This window comes from uncultured Ilumatobacter sp. (assembly GCF_963980585.1).
In the GTDB taxonomy this organism is placed as follows: Bacteria; Actinomycetota; Acidimicrobiia; order Acidimicrobiales; family Ilumatobacteraceae; genus Ilumatobacter_A.
The window spans coordinates 1-16676 of record NZ_CAXCAM010000008.1 but is presented as its reverse complement, the minus strand read 5'-3'; the positions used below and the strand labels follow the sequence as shown (position 1 = coordinate 16676).

At 63.7% G+C, this 16676-nt stretch carries 15 protein-coding genes; 5 read left to right on the top strand and 10 right to left on the bottom strand.

What is annotated here, in order from left to right:
* Positions 1 to 57: 57 nt before the first annotated feature.
* Complete coding sequence (locus tag ACH2DW_RS04225; RefSeq protein ID WP_394928465.1) at positions 58 to 1083, top strand: NAD(P)H-dependent glycerol-3-phosphate dehydrogenase; 1026 nt, start codon at positions 58 to 60, stop codon at positions 1081 to 1083.
* 152 nt (positions 1084 to 1235) lie between these two features.
* Positions 1236 to 2867, top strand: coding sequence for an AMP-binding protein (locus tag ACH2DW_RS04220; RefSeq protein WP_394928464.1), 1632 nt, complete (start codon positions 1236 to 1238; stop codon positions 2865 to 2867).
* Between the two features lies 1 nt (position 2868).
* Here ACH2DW_RS04220 and ACH2DW_RS04215 read toward each other — a convergent pair whose 3' ends face one another.
* The 4 genes from ACH2DW_RS04215 to guaA form a co-directional block, all read right to left on the bottom strand.
* Positions 2869 to 3657 (bottom strand): dienelactone hydrolase family protein, encoded by a 789-nt coding sequence (locus ACH2DW_RS04215; RefSeq protein WP_394928463.1) that lies wholly within the window; start codon positions 3655 to 3657, stop codon positions 2869 to 2871.
* A gap of 11 nt (positions 3658 to 3668) precedes the next feature.
* Positions 3669 to 4697 carry a phosphotransferase family protein gene (locus ACH2DW_RS04210; RefSeq protein WP_394928462.1) on the bottom strand — a complete coding sequence of 343 codons (1029 nt, stop codon included), beginning with the start codon at positions 4695 to 4697 and terminating at the stop codon, positions 3669 to 3671.
* Positions 4698 to 4758: 61 nt separating this feature from the next.
* Positions 4759 to 5949, bottom strand: coding sequence for an NlpC/P60 family protein (locus tag ACH2DW_RS04205; RefSeq protein ID WP_394928461.1), 1191 nt, complete (start codon positions 5947 to 5949; stop codon positions 4759 to 4761).
* Between the two features lie 124 nt (positions 5950 to 6073).
* Positions 6074 to 7603, bottom strand: a complete 1530-nt coding sequence (guaA, locus tag ACH2DW_RS04200; protein ID WP_394928528.1) for a glutamine-hydrolyzing GMP synthase — start codon at positions 7601 to 7603, stop codon at positions 6074 to 6076.
* A 160-nt stretch (positions 7604 to 7763) separates the two neighbouring features.
* On the opposite strand from guaA, the gene ACH2DW_RS04195 reads away from it, so the two are divergent.
* From ACH2DW_RS04195 to ACH2DW_RS04185, 3 genes are read left to right on the top strand one after another with little or no spacing between them, the layout of a single operon-like run.
* Positions 7764 to 8114, top strand: a complete 351-nt coding sequence (locus ACH2DW_RS04195; RefSeq protein ID WP_394928460.1) for a hypothetical protein — start codon at positions 7764 to 7766, stop codon at positions 8112 to 8114.
* A gap of 51 nt (positions 8115 to 8165) precedes the next feature.
* Positions 8166 to 9584, top strand: a complete 1419-nt coding sequence (locus tag ACH2DW_RS04190) for a pyridoxal phosphate-dependent decarboxylase family protein (protein ID WP_394928459.1) — start codon at positions 8166 to 8168, stop codon at positions 9582 to 9584.
* Between the two features lie 37 nt (positions 9585 to 9621).
* Complete coding sequence (locus tag ACH2DW_RS04185) at positions 9622 to 10791, top strand: MFS transporter (RefSeq protein ID WP_394928458.1); 1170 nt, start codon at positions 9622 to 9624, stop codon at positions 10789 to 10791.
* Between the two features lie 34 nt (positions 10792 to 10825).
* Here ACH2DW_RS04185 and ACH2DW_RS04180 read toward each other — a convergent pair whose 3' ends face one another.
* From ACH2DW_RS04180 to dusB, 6 genes are all read right to left on the bottom strand, one after another.
* Positions 10826 to 11488, bottom strand: a complete 663-nt coding sequence (locus ACH2DW_RS04180) for an NUDIX hydrolase (protein WP_394928457.1) — start codon at positions 11486 to 11488, stop codon at positions 10826 to 10828.
* Positions 11489 to 11636: 148 nt separating this feature from the next.
* Positions 11637 to 12143, bottom strand: coding sequence for a hypothetical protein (locus ACH2DW_RS04175; protein WP_394928456.1), 507 nt, complete (start codon positions 12141 to 12143; stop codon positions 11637 to 11639).
* 186 nt (positions 12144 to 12329) lie between these two features.
* Entirely contained in the window at positions 12330 to 13973 is a 1644-nt protein-coding gene (gene groL / locus ACH2DW_RS04170) for a chaperonin GroEL (protein WP_394928455.1), read from the bottom strand.
* A gap of 44 nt (positions 13974 to 14017) precedes the next feature.
* On the bottom strand, positions 14018 to 14308 hold the full coding sequence (gene groES, locus ACH2DW_RS04165) for a co-chaperone GroES (protein WP_394928527.1): 291 nt from the start codon (positions 14306 to 14308) through the stop codon (positions 14018 to 14020).
* A 207-nt stretch (positions 14309 to 14515) separates the two neighbouring features.
* A complete protein-coding gene (locus ACH2DW_RS04160; RefSeq protein ID WP_394928454.1) occupies positions 14516 to 15124 on the bottom strand; it encodes a Maf family protein in 609 nt (202 codons plus the stop codon).
* 1 nt (position 15125) lies between these two features.
* Positions 15126 to 16271, bottom strand: a complete 1146-nt coding sequence (gene dusB, locus ACH2DW_RS04155; protein ID WP_394928453.1) for a tRNA dihydrouridine synthase DusB — start codon at positions 16269 to 16271, stop codon at positions 15126 to 15128.
* Between the last annotated feature and the right edge of the window lie 405 nt (positions 16272 to 16676).

Here is a 16676-nt window from a genome sequence, read left to right as displayed (position 1 = left end):
GGTTCTCAGCGATGCCGACATTAGGCGGTGGGCAAGACGGGATACGAGGGGAACGCCATGCTGCGCAGGCAAATGCCAAAGGGAACGATGAAGGTCACCGTGCTGGGCGCCGGTTCGTGGGGAACCACAGTTGCGTCACTCGTTGCGGGCAAGAACGACGCAACGGTGTGGGGTCGTGACGAAGCCCAGATGGCCGAGATTCGCGACCAGCACAAGAACTCGAAGTACCTCGCCGACTACGACCTGCCCGAGAACCTGCACGGCACTGCTGATCTCGAAGAAGCGGTGGCGGGCGCGCATGTCCTCGTTGTCGGCGTCCCATCACATGCGTTCCGGGCGACGCTGGAGGCAGCCAAGCCGTTCGTGCATCCGTGGATCCCGATCATCAGCCTCACGAAGGGTCTTGAGGCCGAATCGATGCTCCGCATGACCGAGGTGATCAAAGACGTGCTGCCCGGTCGCCCGGTCGCTGCACTGTCAGGACCGAACCTCGCGAAAGAGATCATGGCCGGCCAGGCCGCGGCGAGCGTTGTTGCAACGCACGACCTTGAAGTCGCTGCAGCCCTGCAGGCCATCTTCCAGAGCGGATTGTTTCGCGTGTACATCAATCATGATGTCGTCGGCGTCGAGATGGGCGGTGCGCTCAAGAACGTCATCGCCATCGCTGCTGGCATGGCCGAAGGGCTCAGCGTCGGAGACAACACTCGCTCCGCCGTGATTGCTCGCGGGCTCGCCGAACTTTCGCGGCTCGGCGAGGCAATGGGTGGTGAAGCGGCGACATTCTCCGGTCTTGCTGGCCTCGGTGACCTCGTCGCCACCTGCGTGTCGAAACAGAGTCGCAATCGCTACGTCGGCGAACAACTCGGCAAGGGTCGGCCACTGCAGGACATTCTCGACGAGATGAACATGGTCGCTGAGGGCGTGAAGACGGTCAGCAGTGTGATGCAACTCGGCGAGCAGTACGGCGTCGACCTGCCAATCTGCGGCGAAGTCAACAAGGTGATCACCGGCGCGGTCACCGGCGATCACGCCTACCGCGGCCTCTTTGCCATGCAGCCCGGCCACGAAGCCGAGCCCGGCTGACCTTCCACCGCTCCCGCATTTCCTTTCACCGCTCCCGCATTTCCTTGTTTGTGTCGGGATTTTTGCGGACTGGTCCGCAAAAATCCCGACACAAACGCTGGGCTCGCTGGCCAGTGACGGCTGGCACAGTCCGGTTGCCTACTGTCTGGCAGATGGAGATGCACTTCGCCACCGTTTGGGAATCAATCGCCGACGTCATTCCTGACGCACCAGCTGTCACCACGGGCGACACCACCCGTACATGGGCCGAGTACGACAACCGTGGCGCTCGGATGGCACAGGCCTTCACCGCCGCCGGGCTCGGCCCAGACTCGAAGGTCGCGCTGTTCATGTACAACGGCAACGAGTACATGGAGGCTCACTACGGCGTCTTCAAGATGCGCGGCGTCGCTATCAACGTCAACTATCGGTACCTCGACGAAGAGCTCTGGTACCTCCTCGACAACTCCGACTCCGAGGCGATCGTCTTCCACGCCTCGCTTGCCGACCGGGTCGCTCGAGTTGTCGACCGCCTCCCGAATCTCAAGCTGCTGATTGTCGTCGACGACCTCCTCGACGGCGAGGAATGGGTCGATGTCCCTGGGGCCCAGGCCTATGAGGACGTCATCGCCGCTCACGAGCCGATGGAGCGGATCGAGCGACGCGAGGACGACATGTACATGCTCTACACGGGCGGCACCACCGGCATGCCCAAGGGCGTGATGTACGCCGTTGGCGGCTCGACTGCCGCTCTCGCCGGGTCGGGCTATCCGCTGCTCGGAATGGAGTTGCCGGAGTCGGCCGAGCAGATGGCACCGATGGTCAAACAACTCACCGACGCGGGGGGCCAGTACACATCGGTCCCCTGCGCCCCAGTGATGCACGGTACCGGATGCTGGCTTGGCTGGTTCATCCCGATGCTCGGGGGCGCACACATCGTCAACCTCACCGCACGCAGCCTCAAAGCTCACGAGGTGCTCGAAACAGTCGAGCGCCACGGAGTGAATGGGCTGACGATCGTCGGCGACAGCTTCGCCAAGCCGCTCGTCCGCGCACTCGACGAAGGCAAGCCTGACGGTTCGAAGTACGACATGTCCTCGATCAAGATGATGAACTCGTCCGGTGTCATGTGGACCACCGAGGTCAAGAACGACCTCATCGATCGGATCGAACAGGTCGTGTTGATCGACGCGATGGGTTCAACCGAAGGGTCGATGGGCACACAGATAATGGCCAAGGGCATGCAAGCCGAGACGGCACGATTCACCAAGGGTCCGCTCGCCAAGGTTTTCAACGAACACGACGAGGAGGTCGTGCCGGGGTCGGGCGAGGTCGGCATGGTTGCCGCTGGCGGCAACGTGCCGCTTGGCTACTTCAAGGACGAGACGAAGTCAGCACGCACGTTCCGCGTTATCAACGGTGAGCGCTACTCCTTCCCCGGCGACTTCGCCACGGTCGAAGAAGACGGCACCCTCATCCTGCTCGGCCGCGGCAGTCAGGTCATCAACACCGGTGGCGAGAAGGTGTTCCCCGAAGAAGTCGAAGAAGCGGTCAAACGAGTCGACGGCGTCCTCGATTGTCTCGTGGTCGGCGTACCCGACGAGAAGTTCGGCAATGCGGTCACTGCCGTCGCTTCGCTGGTCGACGGCGCCTCGGTCGAAGCAAGCACCATCATCACCTCGGTCAAGGCCGAACTCGCCGGGTTCAAGGCCCCGAAGTCTGTGATCTTCGTCGACCACGTCCCCCGCGCCCCCAACGGCAAGGCCAACTACAAGGCGGCCAAGGAGATCGCCACGGCGACCTGAGTCAGAGCAGTTTCTCGGCAAAAAAGTCGAGGACGCGCTCCACACTGGTGTCGTCACGCTGTTCGGTCAGCGTCGAGTGGTCCTGCTTCTTCTCGCTGGGCAACTCGATGGCGATGAACGCGTCGCCGAGCTTCTCGCGCAGCGTCGAGAAACGATCGCCGACCAGCTTGTCATCGGTGAAGCGCAGGCCGAGCACTTGGCAACCATGCTGGGCGCGCTCGATGACGGCTGCCTCGTCGTCAGGTGACAGGTTGAGGTCGGCCCCGCGCTCCTTGCCGATGGGGAAGGGCATCGACGGTTGGGCGAGGACCGGCGCCACCATCAGGTCGTCGACCATCATGCCGAGTGCAAAGCCACCCGAGAAACACATGCCAACCGCACCGACACCCGGCCCGCCCACGTCGGCGTGCACGTTGCGAGCCAGAGCGCGCAACCAGGCAATGACCGGCGAGGTCTTCTTCATGGCCATCGTGGTGAATTCGTTGGCGATGCAGATCTTGAGCATTGATTGTGCGAGGTAGAGCTGCGATGGCCCCTGACCGGGCGTACCGACCAACGACGGCATCACCACCGTGAAGCCGCGGCCGACAACCTCGTTGGCAAACTTCGCGACGAGCGGGGTAATCCCCGGAATCTCGTGGATCACGATGACCGCAGGGCCAACGCCACGCCGATACGTCGGAAAGGTGATGTCGGCGGCAGAAAACTCACCCAGCGTCCAGCCGGCAAGCACACCGGTACGGATGGGGACGGCACCGTCGGGCCTGGTCGGGTTGTCCGTCGTGGTCATGATGTCTGCTTTCAGCTGAGGCGCTCGAGAGCGTCTTCGGCGAGACGTTCGGTACCCTCTTTAAACGAGGCGAGCGTCTCTTGATCGATTTCTTGGTCACCCATTGCGCCATGCAGATAACGGGCGTAAACCCCCTCGGAGATCACGGCGAGGCGCCACGCTCCGAAGGCGCGGTAGTACCCGATGTTGCTCATGTCGCGGCCGGTGCGGTTGGCATACCGTTCGACCAGCTCGTCATACGTGGGGAAGCCGTCGATTCCCGTCGGGTCGTTGGCACGGAGTTGTTCTTCGCCTGGGTCAGACCAATACACCCCCACGTAGCCGACGTCGGCCAGCGGGTCCCCAAGCGTGCACAGTTCCCAGTCGAGCACCGCAGCGATGCGCCCCGTCCCAGTATTCACGAGCAGGTTGCCGAAGCGATAGTCGCCGTGGGCGATCGAGACACCCACCTGTTCCGGCAGGTTGCGTGCGAGCCGTTGCGCGACCTCGTCGATGGCCGGCAGCTCGCGCGTCTTGGACTTCTCCCACTGTGTGGTCCAACGCTTGACCTGACGCTCGATGTATCCCTCACGGCGAGCGAGGTCACCCAGGCCGATGCTGTCGATGTCAACCTCGTGGAGGTCCGCAAGGACGTCAATCAGATGTTCCCCGGCAGCCCGGCGGAGCTCAGGCGACATGGGCTCCGCGCGCTCAGGCGAATCAAGCACGACCCCGTCGACGTACGCCATCACATAGAAGGGCGCATCGTTCACCTCGATGTCACGACAGACGGCCAACGTCTCCGGCACTGGGACCCCGGTGAGACCAACCGCCGAGATGATGCGATGCTCTCGCTCCATGTCGTGGGCCGTGGCGAGCACCGAACCCGTTGGCGGACGACGGAGAACAAATTTGTGACCGCTGGCGTCGGTGACGGTGAACGTCAGGTTCGATCGACCACCGGCGATGATGTCGAACTGAAAGGGCGCGACCGCACCTTCCACATGATTGGAGAGCCACGTCGTGACCTTCGGTATGTCAATCCCCACGATGTCACTCACGGGACGAGACGGTAGTGCCCGTCAGGCGCAGGCCCCTGATCCGACGAAGAAGCTGAGGCCCTCAGCCGGGTCGGCCGACGCCGGAGACCTTGCCCCAGTTGACGGAGCCGACCTTGACGACGCTGCCGGTGTTCGGCGCGTGCACGTGCTGTCCACCGCCGAGGTAGACGCTGACATGGCTGATCGGGCTGTAGAAGAAGATGAGGTCACCCGGTTGCGCAGCGCCCTTGGCGACATGTGGGATGGAGGCGTACTGCGCTCGGCTCTGGTGCGGGAGGTAGACGCCAGCTTGTGCCCAGGCGTACTTCGTGAGACCCGAGCAGTCGAACGACACGCCAGGGTTCGAGGTTGCGTACCGATAGGGCACACCCTGCTGGCTCAGAGCGGCGTTGACAGCCGTGCCGGAGCGAGATGACACCGCTGGTGGCGGACTACTCGGTGCTGGCGCGGACGATCCTCCGCCCGAGTCCGAGGTGGATGTGCCACCCGAGGTGGACGTCCCGCCCGAGGTCGATGTGCCACCCGAGGTGGAGGTGGAGCCTCCGCTGCTGGTGGTGGTGTTCGCTGCGGCGCTTGCGCGCTGCTGCGCTTCGTACTCGGCTTTGACCCGAGCCGCTGCTTCGCGAGCACGACGAGCCTCTTCTTCGGCCACCAACTCACCGAGCTTGGCTTCAGCGTCGGCACGTGCCGCGGTGTACTCGCCAGTCAGCCGCTCAGTGCGCTCCTGTGCATCGACGAGGCTCTTCGCGAGCTGTTCGGCCTCGGTGCGTTTGCGGCCAAGCTCGGCACGCTCGACTTCGAGATCCTTGACGATGGCGTTGAGATCGTCGGTCGTGACGGTGCCGGCGCTGAGTGCGACACGAGCCAGTTCATCGCGCTGCATGACGGCGTTCAAGTTGTCGGTGTCTTCAAAGAGCGGACCGAGTGGCGTGTCCCCCGCTCCAACGAAGGAACGGATAGCCATTTCGCCCAGGTCCCCGCGCAGATCATTGATCTCGGCCTCTTTGGCAGCGACACGTGCCTCGGCTTCGACAATTTCCTCGTCGAGCAGAGTCTGAGCATCAACCGCAAGGACGTATTCCTCACCGATGCGGCGGGCATCCTCTTCGAGCCGTTCGAGTTCGTCGACGATGTCTTCGACCCGCTGGCGCTGTTGATCGACCGGGTTCGCGTTGGCGACAGTCGGCGTGAACGCCGGAACCATCAGCGCGGACGCGAGGACGACCGGGACAATGCGCAAGAGCTTGGTCATCACCGGAGCGATGCTACCGAATATGACGATCATGTTGCGAAATTCCAACGAAAGTTCATGAAGTGCGGTCTGTCACCCCACCGGGCACTCATCGACACCGGGTCTCAGCGCTCGGCGCAGCCGCTCATTCCCACTCGATGGTGCCTGGAGGCTTCGAGGTGATGTCGTAGGCGACGCGGTTGACGCCCGCGACCTCGTTGATGATCCGTTGGCTCATGACTTCGAGCGTCTCATACGGAATCCGGGCCCAATCGGCAGTCATTGCGTCGTCGCTCGTGACTGCCCGGATGATGATCGGATGGCCATAGGTGCGCTCGTCGCCCATCACCCCAACCGAGCGAACGTCGGCAAGCAGCGCTGCGTAGCTCTGCCAGATCTCCCGTTCAAGACCAGCGTTCTTCAACTCCTCACGCACGATGGCGTCGGCCTCTTGCAGCAGGGCAACGCGTTCGGGCGTCACTTCACCGATGATTCGGACGCCGAGCCCCGGACCGGGGAACGGTTGGCGCCAGACCATTTCGTCAGGCAGCCCCAACTCGGTGCCCAGTGCGCGCACCTCGTCCTTGAACAGATCGCGCAGCGGCTCGATCAATTCGAGCTCCATATCGTCGGGCAGTCCGCCGACGTTGTGGTGGCTCTTGATCACTGCCGCAGTGCCATCGGCACCGCCCGACTCGATCAGGTCGGGATACAGCGTGCCCTGGACCAGGAACTTGGCCTCGGTCAAGCCCCCGGTGTGCTTCTCGAACACCCGGATGAAGCGTTCGCCAATCGCCTTGCGCTTGGATTCGGGCTCGGTCAGTCCGGCGAGCGCCTCGAAGAACGACGCGCCTTCGTCGGCATGGATCAGCTCGATGCCGAGGTGGCGGCGGAAGGTCTCGACAACCTGCTCGCTCTCGTTCTTGCGCATGAGCCCAGTGTCGACATAGATACACGTGAGCTGGCTGCCGATGGCCTTGTGCACCAACGCAGCGGCGACGGACGAGTCGACCCCGCCTGACAGCCCGCAAATGACTCGGGCGCCGCCCACCCGTTCGCGGATCAGCGCGACTTGTTCGTCGATGACCGATGCCATCTTCCAGTCGTTTGCAATGCCGGCACGCTCATGGAGGAACCGGGCCATCGCCCCCATGCCGAACGGGCTGTGCTTCACCTCTGGGTGAAACTGCACTCCATAGATCTTGCGATCGTCGTTCTCCAGCACGGCGACCGGCGCTCCGGGCGATGACGCGGTGACCGTGAATCCCGCGGGCGCCTCGGTGACGCCATCGAAGTGACTCATCCAACACTCATGCTCGCCAGGCGCCTCATCCGGAAGGATCAGCGACGCTCCGTTTCGAGTGAGCTCGGTACGCCCGTACTCGCCCTTCATTCCTCGGCCGACCGTGCCGCCGAGCTGCTGGGCGATCAGTTGGGCGCCGTAGCAGATGCCCAAGATCGGGATGCCCAAGTCGTACACAGCGGGGTCGAGCGACGGCGCACCGTCGACATGCACGCTCTTGGGGCCACCGGACAAGATGATGGCGGCGGGATGCTTGGCCGCCATCTCAGCGGCACTGAGCCGGTGGCCGACGATCTCGGAGAACACGTTCAACTCACGGACGCGCCGCGCAATCAACTGGGCGTATTGAGCACCGAAGTCAACAACGAGCACAGTGGCCCGCTTCGAGCCGGCGTCGCCGGCGTCGTGGCTGTCAGATTGGGTGCTGGTGTCATGAGGGGTTTGCTGCGGTTGACTCAAGACCGTGAATCGTAGAGGAGTCGGCCACAGCCGCCGACCAGGCGTTGACGAGAAGTTCAGGCAAACGTCTACCGTGCGCCCGACGGCACTGCTGTTCGCCGCGCTGCTCGCCAGCGCGGCGATCTTCTTGTCCGCGCTCAGCCTGAGTACGCCCGCATCAGCAATCGGCTTGTCACCGAGCAACGCCGTCGCCACTTCTCCACCGGTTGAGCCGCGACCGCCGATCACCACCAACGACTTCTTTCCGGAAGAACGCGACCTCACTTCCTGCATCGGCGTGCTCGAACGTCCCGGCTGCGGCAGCGAGAGTCGCGGTGGCTGGCGTCAGACATTGATCCTCGTCGCAATCTTCGGCGGTCTCGCCGTCGTCTTCGGCAACGTCGCTCGCGGCGTGATCAAGAACCGCCGGGCTCAGCAGCCATAACTGCTCAGTTCCGTGCCGCCAGGTACGGCGCGACGGCTCTACCCTGCTGCCATGACGCCGGACGAGTTTCGCGAGCACGGACACGCGATGATCGATTGGATCGCCGACTACGTCGACGACGCCGGAAGTCGACCGGTGTTTCCCGACATCAAGCCCGGTGACATCCGGCGCCAACTCGCGGAGCATCCACCTGGCGCTCCGCAACCGTTTGCCGATGTGATCGCCGATCTCGAGGAGGTGATCGTCCCTGGGCTGACTCAGTGGCAGCACCCCGATTTCTTCGCCTGGTTCCCGTCGAATATCACGTATCCGTCAATCCTCGGCGAACTGATGTCTGCCGGGCTCGGCATCAATGCAATGGCCTGGGTGACATCGCCTGCCGCGACCGAACTCGAGACGCTGATGCTCGACTGGATGCACGAACTCTTGGGCCTGCCCGAGCGTTTCCGCTCGACGAGCGAGACGGGTGGTGGCGTCATCCAGGGCACAGCCAGTGAGTCGACGCTCACCGCGATGCTCGCTGCCCGCTGGCGGGCCACGGGCGGTGACATCAACGCCTCGGGCGACACGACCAAGCTCGTCGGCTACACCACCAGTCAGTCCCATTCGAGTATCGAGAAGGGCTTCCGGATCGCCGGCATCGGCACCGACAACATGCGCATTGTTCCGCACGACGAGCACTTCGCCATGCGACCTGATGCGTTCGCTGAGCTGGTCACTGCTGACCTTGCGGCGGGCCTCACGCCATTCTTCGTGGTCACCTCCCACGGCACGACCTCATCACTGGCGTTCGATCCGACACCTGCAATCGCCGCCGTCGCACGCAACCACGGCATCTGGGTCCACGTTGATGCGGCAATGTCAGGCATCGCCGCGCTGGCACCTGAGCACCGCTGGGTGAATGACGGCCTCGATCAGGCCGATTCGTACACGACGAATCCGCACAAGTGGATGGGGATCAACTTCGACTGCAATCTGTTCTGGGTTGCAGACCGCGCCGCCCTGATCGGCGCGCTCAGCGTCCTGCCCCCGTACCTCGCATCCGAGGCAGCACAGTCGGGTGCCGCCATCGACTACCGCGACTGGGGCATCCCCCTCGGTCGGCGATTCCGCGCCCTCAAACTTTGGTTCTCGCTGCGGACCGACGGCGTTGTCCCCGTGCAGGCGATGATTCGCGAACATGTCGAGCTGACCCAACAGCTCGCCGAACGCGTGGCTGCCGATCGTCGGTTCGACATCGTTGCTCCGCATCCTCTCAACCTGCTGTGCATCTCGCGTCGCGCCGATTCCGTCGACCAAGCAAACGCAGCGACCGACGCCCTCATCGAGGCGGCGAACGCAGCAGGCATCGGTCTCTTCACCCGCACCGTGCTCGACGGGCGGTCGGTGATGAGGATCTCCATCGGGGCACGAGCCACCGAAGCGGCACACGTCACCGCCATGTGGGACCGCGTCACCGAAATCGTCTGACTCGCCGTCGAGCCCCATACTTCGTCACGATCACACGGTGCGAACAGCCAGCGGATGGACAACCGTCATCCTCGTCGGGGTCGGGGCCATCGTCGCGCAGGCCTTTGGCCGGTTCACCTACAGCGTGCTCCTCCCCGCGATCCGCGATGATCTCGATCACTCGAACACGGTCGCCGGTCTCCTGGGCACGACCAACGTGCTGGCCTACCTCGTTGGCACGTTCGTGGTCGCGTCGCTCACGACGCGTTACAAGCTCTTGACCGTCATGCGGAGCGGCTTTGTCTTCTCGTTGGCCGGCCTCGCTGGCGCCGCAGTGGCACCCAATGCGGCGGTCCTCGGCATTGCGCTGTTCTCGATGGGCTTCGGCGGCGCGTTGATCTGGGTGCCATCACCGGCCATCGCCGCCCGGGCCGTGGGCGAGAACCGCCGCGGCTTGGCGGTCGGGGCCGTGGGCGGCGGGGTTGGAATCGGAATTGTCATCACCGGCCAGCTCGCACGCATTGTTCGCGAGCGGTCTGGAGACGAGGCATGGCGCGACGTGTACCGCATCGATTTCGCGCTCGGCGTTCTGGCGGTCCTGATGATCCTGATGTTTCTCCGTCATCAGCAGAGCGCCCCAACCGGCCAGAAAGTCGGCGGTGCCGGTTTCGGATCGCTGCGACAGATGCCCGGCTGGGTGGCAATCACGGGGGCCTACACCGCGTATGGGTTCTGCTATTTGATCGCTGTGTCATTCTTGACCTCGCGCCTCGAAGACGACGCGGGGTACACCGAGAGTCTGGCGTCGACCATGTTCACACTCGTCGGACTCGGCGCTGTGGCCGGTGGGATTCTCATGGGTGTTATCGCCGACCGAATTGGCGAGCGAATCACGCTGGTCGTCGGCTTCTGTGTCTTCGCCTCGGCGCTCGTTGGCATTCTGACCGGTGTCGTCGCCATCGTCGTGGTGGGATCGGTCATCGTCGGCCTCATGTTCGGCGGCCTGCCGTCCGTGGTGATTGGCTACGTCGTCCGCAACACGACTGCCGAAGCATTCGGGCCAAGTTTCGCCGCGGCCACATTTGCTTTCGGTGTCGCCCAGGTGACATCGCCGCAGCTCGGTGGCTTGATTGCGGACCTGACCGGCGGATTCACGCTCGTCTTCATCGTGGCGATCGGCTTCGCCCTCGGTGGCGCGGCGATGGCGACCCGACTGCCACATCGCTGAAACCACTCATCGGGGGCGCCCCTCACGTTGCATCTCAGGGGAGGGTGAGCAGGTCGAACAGCATGCGCGCCGTTGCGCCCCACACCGTCTCGTCGTCGAGCTCGAAGAAGTGCAGCGGCCGATCCATTGGCAAGTTCCCCCATCGCTCGAGCCGATAGGTCGCGGGGCGAGTGAGCTCAGCAATCGGTGTCCACATCACCCGGTCGGCCTCCATCGTCTGCGGCTCGAGATGCGGGCGACGGTCAAACCCGACATCAAGGCGCGCCACCACCGGGACGATGTAGCTCTTCGACACAATCGTGCTCAGGTGCTCAAGCTCGCCGACGACGGTCGGCAACTCCGGGTCGAGACCGACCTCCTCGTGTGCTTCACGCAGCGCCGTGTCGACCGCTGACTCGCCGGGATCGACTCGACCGCCGGGGAAGCTGATCTCGCCCTTGTGATTCTTCATCTCCATCGAACGCCGAGTCAGCAGCACCTCAGCACCATTCGGGCCGTCGGCGAGCAGCAGGAGTACCGCCGACAGCTTTGCGTCGGGGAACGTCGGCAACATCGGGCCTGACCGTTCAGGCACACGGCTGAGGAGCTCGCCGGAGGACCACTCGGCGTCAAGCGACCACGGCGTGTCGAAGTGCTCGGTGTATGACGCCGGACGTGGAATGTGCTGTGCCCCACCGGGTCGCCGCTGCATGGTCATCGCGATGTGTGCTCCTCTGCAACCCTGATCGACCCAGCCAAACAGTCAACGACCAGGATGACGGCATCCCGCGCTGCTCGGCCCAAGCCGCAATGATCCTCGCCAGAGCTGGAGCTGGAGCTGGCGGCACGAGATCCGTGAAGCATGACTACTGCTGATCCTTCATCTTTTTCCGGAATCGTTTGGCAGCGTTCACACCGCCACCGACCGCTCGACCCGCCTTCTTACCGATCTCTTCGCTCGCGGGCCGTGCCAGACGTTCACGGCGCTCCGTCTTCTGCTGGTGCTTGTCCTGCTTCCGTTCGGTCTTCTCAGAGAAGTCTGAGTTGAGCCAGATGAAGAACATGACGAACGTCATGGCACCCAGCAGCAATCGACCGGTGCTGTCGACGTCAAAGGCCGGTTGGAACAGCGCAACGACAAGCAGCAGCATGACGACCACGTCAAGCCATCGGTGCACGGTGCGTCCGACCAGCGGAAACGCGCTGGCCGGCCCCTTGGCAATGGCCGCGTTGAGCATGATGAGCATCCCCATGACCGCAGGAACCATCGGTTTGGGCGCCTGGAACGACGCGGCAATCAGCACGAGGCCAATCAAGTACTCAACGATCTGGTGCATCCAGAACGGACGCTGAGCCCCCTCAATCGCCGGCATGCCCTGAGCGTACCGAGCCGATACCGGCAAGCCGTCCGGCCATGCCACACCCCAACGGTCATTGAAAACGAGTCCAGCCCCGGAATCGCTCGATGCGATTCCGGGGCTGGACTGAGATTCGGAACGACGGAGTCGTTCCAACCTGACGAAGTCAGGGGCTGACACGACAGCGTCGTGTCAGAGGGCTCACATCATGCCGCCCATGCCACCCATGCCGCCGCCGCCGCCCATGCCACCCATGGGGTCGCCAGCAGCTTCGGGCTCGTCAGCGACGAGCACCTCGGTGGTCAGCAGCATCGCGGCGATGGACGCCGCGTTCTGCAGACCCGCACGGGTCACCTTGGCCGGATCGATGATGCCGGCAGCGATGAGGTCCATCATCTCGCCGGTTGCGGCGTTCATGCCCATCGGACCTTCGGCGTTCTCGACCTCACGGACAACGACGGAACCTTCGAGGCCGGCGTTGTTCGCGATGTTGAGGCCCGGAGCAACGAGTGCCGACCAGACGGTCTTGGCGCCGGTCTGCTCGTCGCCTTCCAGCGACTCGACAACCGTCTGGACCGCGGTGCGGGCACGAATGAGGGCGGTGCCGCCACCGGCGACCACGCCTTCTTCGATGGCTGCACGAACCGAAGACACTGCATCTTCGATGCGGTGCTTCTTTTCCTTGAGCTCAACCTCGGTGGCTGCGCCGACCTTGATGAGGGCAACGCCGCCAGCGAGCTTCGCGAGACGCTCCTGGAGCTTTTCGCGATCCCAGTCAGAGTCGGTGTTCTCGATCTCTGCCTTGATCTGGTTGACGCGACCGTCGATGTCGTCCTTCTCGCCGCCGCCATCAACGATGGTCGTGTTGTCCTTGGTGATCACGACGCGCTTGGCGGTGCCGAGCAGGTCGAGGGTGACGTTCTCCAGCTTGAGGCCGACCTCTTCGCTGATGACCTGGCCGCCGGTGAGGACTGCCATGTCTTGCAGCATCGCCTTGCGGCGGTCGCCGAAGCCGGGAGCCTTGACGGCTGCTGCGTTGAACGTGCCACGGATCTTGTTCACCACGAGGGTGGCCAGCGCTTCGCCGTCGATGTCCTCAGCGATGATGACCAGCGGCTTGCCGGTCTGCATGACTGCTTCGAGGGTCGGGAGCATGGCCTGGACCGTGCTGATCTTGGCGCTGTTGAGGAGCACGTAGCAGTCGTCGAGGACGACTTCCTGGCGCTCAGCGTCGGTCACGAAGTACGGCGACAGGTAGCCCTTGTCGAACTGCATGCCTTCGGTGAAGTCGAGCTCGGTGCCGAACGTGTTCGACTCCTCGACCGTGACGACGCCGTCTTTGCCGACCTTGTCGATGGCGTCGGCAATGACCTGGCCGATGCTTGCGTCAGCTGCCGAGATCGTGGCGACCGAAGCGATATCGCTCTTGTCGTCGACGTCCTTGGACTGCTCGCCAATCGAGATGACAGCGGCGGCCACGGCGGCCTCGATGCCCTTCTTGATCGACATCGGGTTGGCGCCAGCGGCGACGTTCTTCATGCCGGCCGAGATCATGGCCTGGGCGAGGACGGTGGCGGTGGTGGTGCCGTCACCAGCGATGTCGTCGGTCTTCGTGGCGACTTCCTTCACGAGCTGTGCGCCCATGTTCTCGAAGACGTCGTCGAGCTCAATTTCCTTGGCGATCGACACACCGTCGTTGGTGATGGTCGGTGCGCCGAACTTCTTGTCGAGCACGACGTTGCGGCCCTTGGGACCAATGGTGACCTTGACGGCGTCAGCGAGCTTGTTGACACCGGCTTCGAGTGCGCGGCGCGCCTCGTCATCAAATTTCAGAATTTTTGCCATGTTGTGGTTACTTCCTTTTCAGAGTTCCGTTCAGAGTCAGCTGTTCAGCTGACGATCGCGAGGACGTCGCGGCTGTTGAGGACGAGCAAGTCTTCGCCGCCCGAGGAAACCTCGGTGCCGCCGTACTTGCTGTAGAGGACGGTGTCGCCGACGCTGATGCCGACTTCGATCAGATCGCCAGTGGTCTCGGAGCGCTTGCCCGGACCGACAGCGAGCACTTCGCCCTGCTGCGGCTTTTCCTTGGCGGTGTCGGGGATGACGAGACCGGATGCGGTCTGGGTCTCGGGCTCGTTCGGACGGACCACGAGGCGGTCGTCCAGCGGCTTCAGGTTCATGGTGTTGGCCTCCAATGGCACGTTCACATGTTGAATTGACAGGAGCGTCCGGGGTGACAGTGCGATTGGCACTCCCCTTCTGCGACTGCTAATGCTAAGGAGTCGCGCGGCGGTTGGCAACCGAGGGGTGAGAGTGCCAACCGATCGGGCTTGAGCTGACGACCAGACCAGTCTCTCCGATCAAGTTGCTCAAGCTGCTCAAGCTGCTCAAGCTGATGCGACGTTGCGCAGCAGCACCAGCGTCTCGGCAAGAGGAAGGCCGATCACATTGGTGACACTTCCGTCGACTCGTTCGACGAAGCCCGCTGCTGCACCCTGAATGCCATATCCGCCGGCCTTGTCCTGCCATTCGTTGGCGGCCTCACCCGTCTCGAGGTACCAGTCGATCGCCCCGTCATCGAGGTCAGCAAAGGTCACCCTGGTGGTGACGAGGATCGAGCTGGAGCGGCGTGCGCCAGTCAACGGCACCGAAACGGTGACGCCGGTGTGCACCAGATGATCGCGGCCCGACAGCATTCGCAACATCCGGTAGGCATCGTCGACATCGAGCGGCTTCTCGAGGATCTCACCGTTGACCTCGACCGTGGTATCAGCAGCGAGCACGATGTCTGCGCTGCTGGCGAGTGGCGACTCCATGGCTGCCGCAGCTTTCTCGATCGACAGGCGGCGCACGTATGCCATGGGAGATTCGTCAGGCAACGGTGTTTCGTCGATATTCGCGGGCCGCACAGCGAAGCGCAGCCCGGCGCCTGACAGCAGCTTGCGCCGACGGGGCGAGCCCGAGGCCAGGACGAGCGGCGACGACAGGGCGAACACCTCAGCCGCCGGACAAGGCCATGACGTCGCCGTCGTCGGGGACGGTGACGTCGGTGTCGAGCGTCTCGCGGGCATTGGCGTCGAGCCAGCCTGCAGGGACGGCGACCTTGATCGGTCCGTTGGTGTGACCGCGCTTGATGCGCTCGCCACCTTCGACGATCTCGGCTGCCGAATCGAGCGTGGCGATGATGTCGTCGAGTTCCGCGAGCGAGCTGTTCGTCGAGAGACGACGACGCACCTCGGGTCCGACCGGGTAGCCGCTCATGTACCAGTTGGCATGCTTGCGGAAGTCGCGCATGGCGTGATCTTCGCCCATGTGGGCGGCAAGCAGCTTGGCGTGTTCGGCCATCACGTCACACACTTCACCCAGCGTTCGACTCGGGCGCACCGGTCGACCCGACATCGCATCGACGAGGTCGCCGAACAACCACGGCCGTCCGAGACACCCGCGACCGATGACCACGCCGTCACAGCCGGTCTCGTCCATCATGCGCACGGCGTCGTGCGCTTCCCAGATGTCGCCGTTGCCGAGTACGGGGATCGAGCCGACCGCCTGCTTCAACTCGGCAATCGCTTCCCACCGCGCCTCACCGGAGTAGTGCTGCTGCACCGTTCGGGCATGCAACGCAATCGAGGCAGCGCCTTCCTCAGCACAGATCTGCCCCGTACGGACGTGCATCAACCAGTCGTCGAAGAGGCCCATCCGGAATTTGGTGGTGACCGGGATGCCATACGGACTGGCGCTTTTCACCGCCGCGCGAACAATCGAGCGGAGCAACTCGGGTCGAGCCGGCACTGCCGCACCGCCGCCTTGGCGGGTGACCTTGGCGGCCGGGCATCCGAAGTTGATGTCGATGTGGTCAACGCGGCCGGCATCACAGAGGATGTGGACGGCCTTCCCCATGATCTCGGGATCCGAGCCGTAGAGCTGCTGGCTGCGTGGTTGCTCGCCAGGACCGAAGCTGATCATCCGTTCGGTCTTGGCGTTCTTGTGGACGACTGGCGTCGCCATCGCCATTTCGTTGACGTAGACGAGGCCGGGCGCGAACTTGCGGCACATCTCGCGAAACGGCGCGTTGGTCACACCCGCCATCGGGGCGAGCACCACGGGAGCCGACAGCTCATGGGTACCAATCGCAAACGTCATTGCCCGGAACGGTATCCGCCTCAACGCCACCGCGCTCGACCACGTGGTCTCCACCAGTTGACCGATCGCCAGCGACGAGACGCCGCCATTGGCGATGGCACTCCCGATGACAGCGCGACATATCGACCACGGCGCACACGCCGGCACCAGCCGCGTCGCTCGAGCGACCGCAGCGTGTCCGACACGCGTCGCCGTGGTGACATCTTCTGCCGCCCGTCGAGGTCGATCCCGTGAACCGCGTGGAGCCGATCAACCACATCGCTTGAGCTCAACTCGCGATCAGCCGCCAGCAGCACCACAAGAATGGCGCGCCGAAGGTCGAAATCTCTGACGCTGGTCTCCATATCCGCACAGTGGGGCGGCGGGAGATCACAGCGGAAGCCGGTCAGCCGGTCAGCCGGTCAG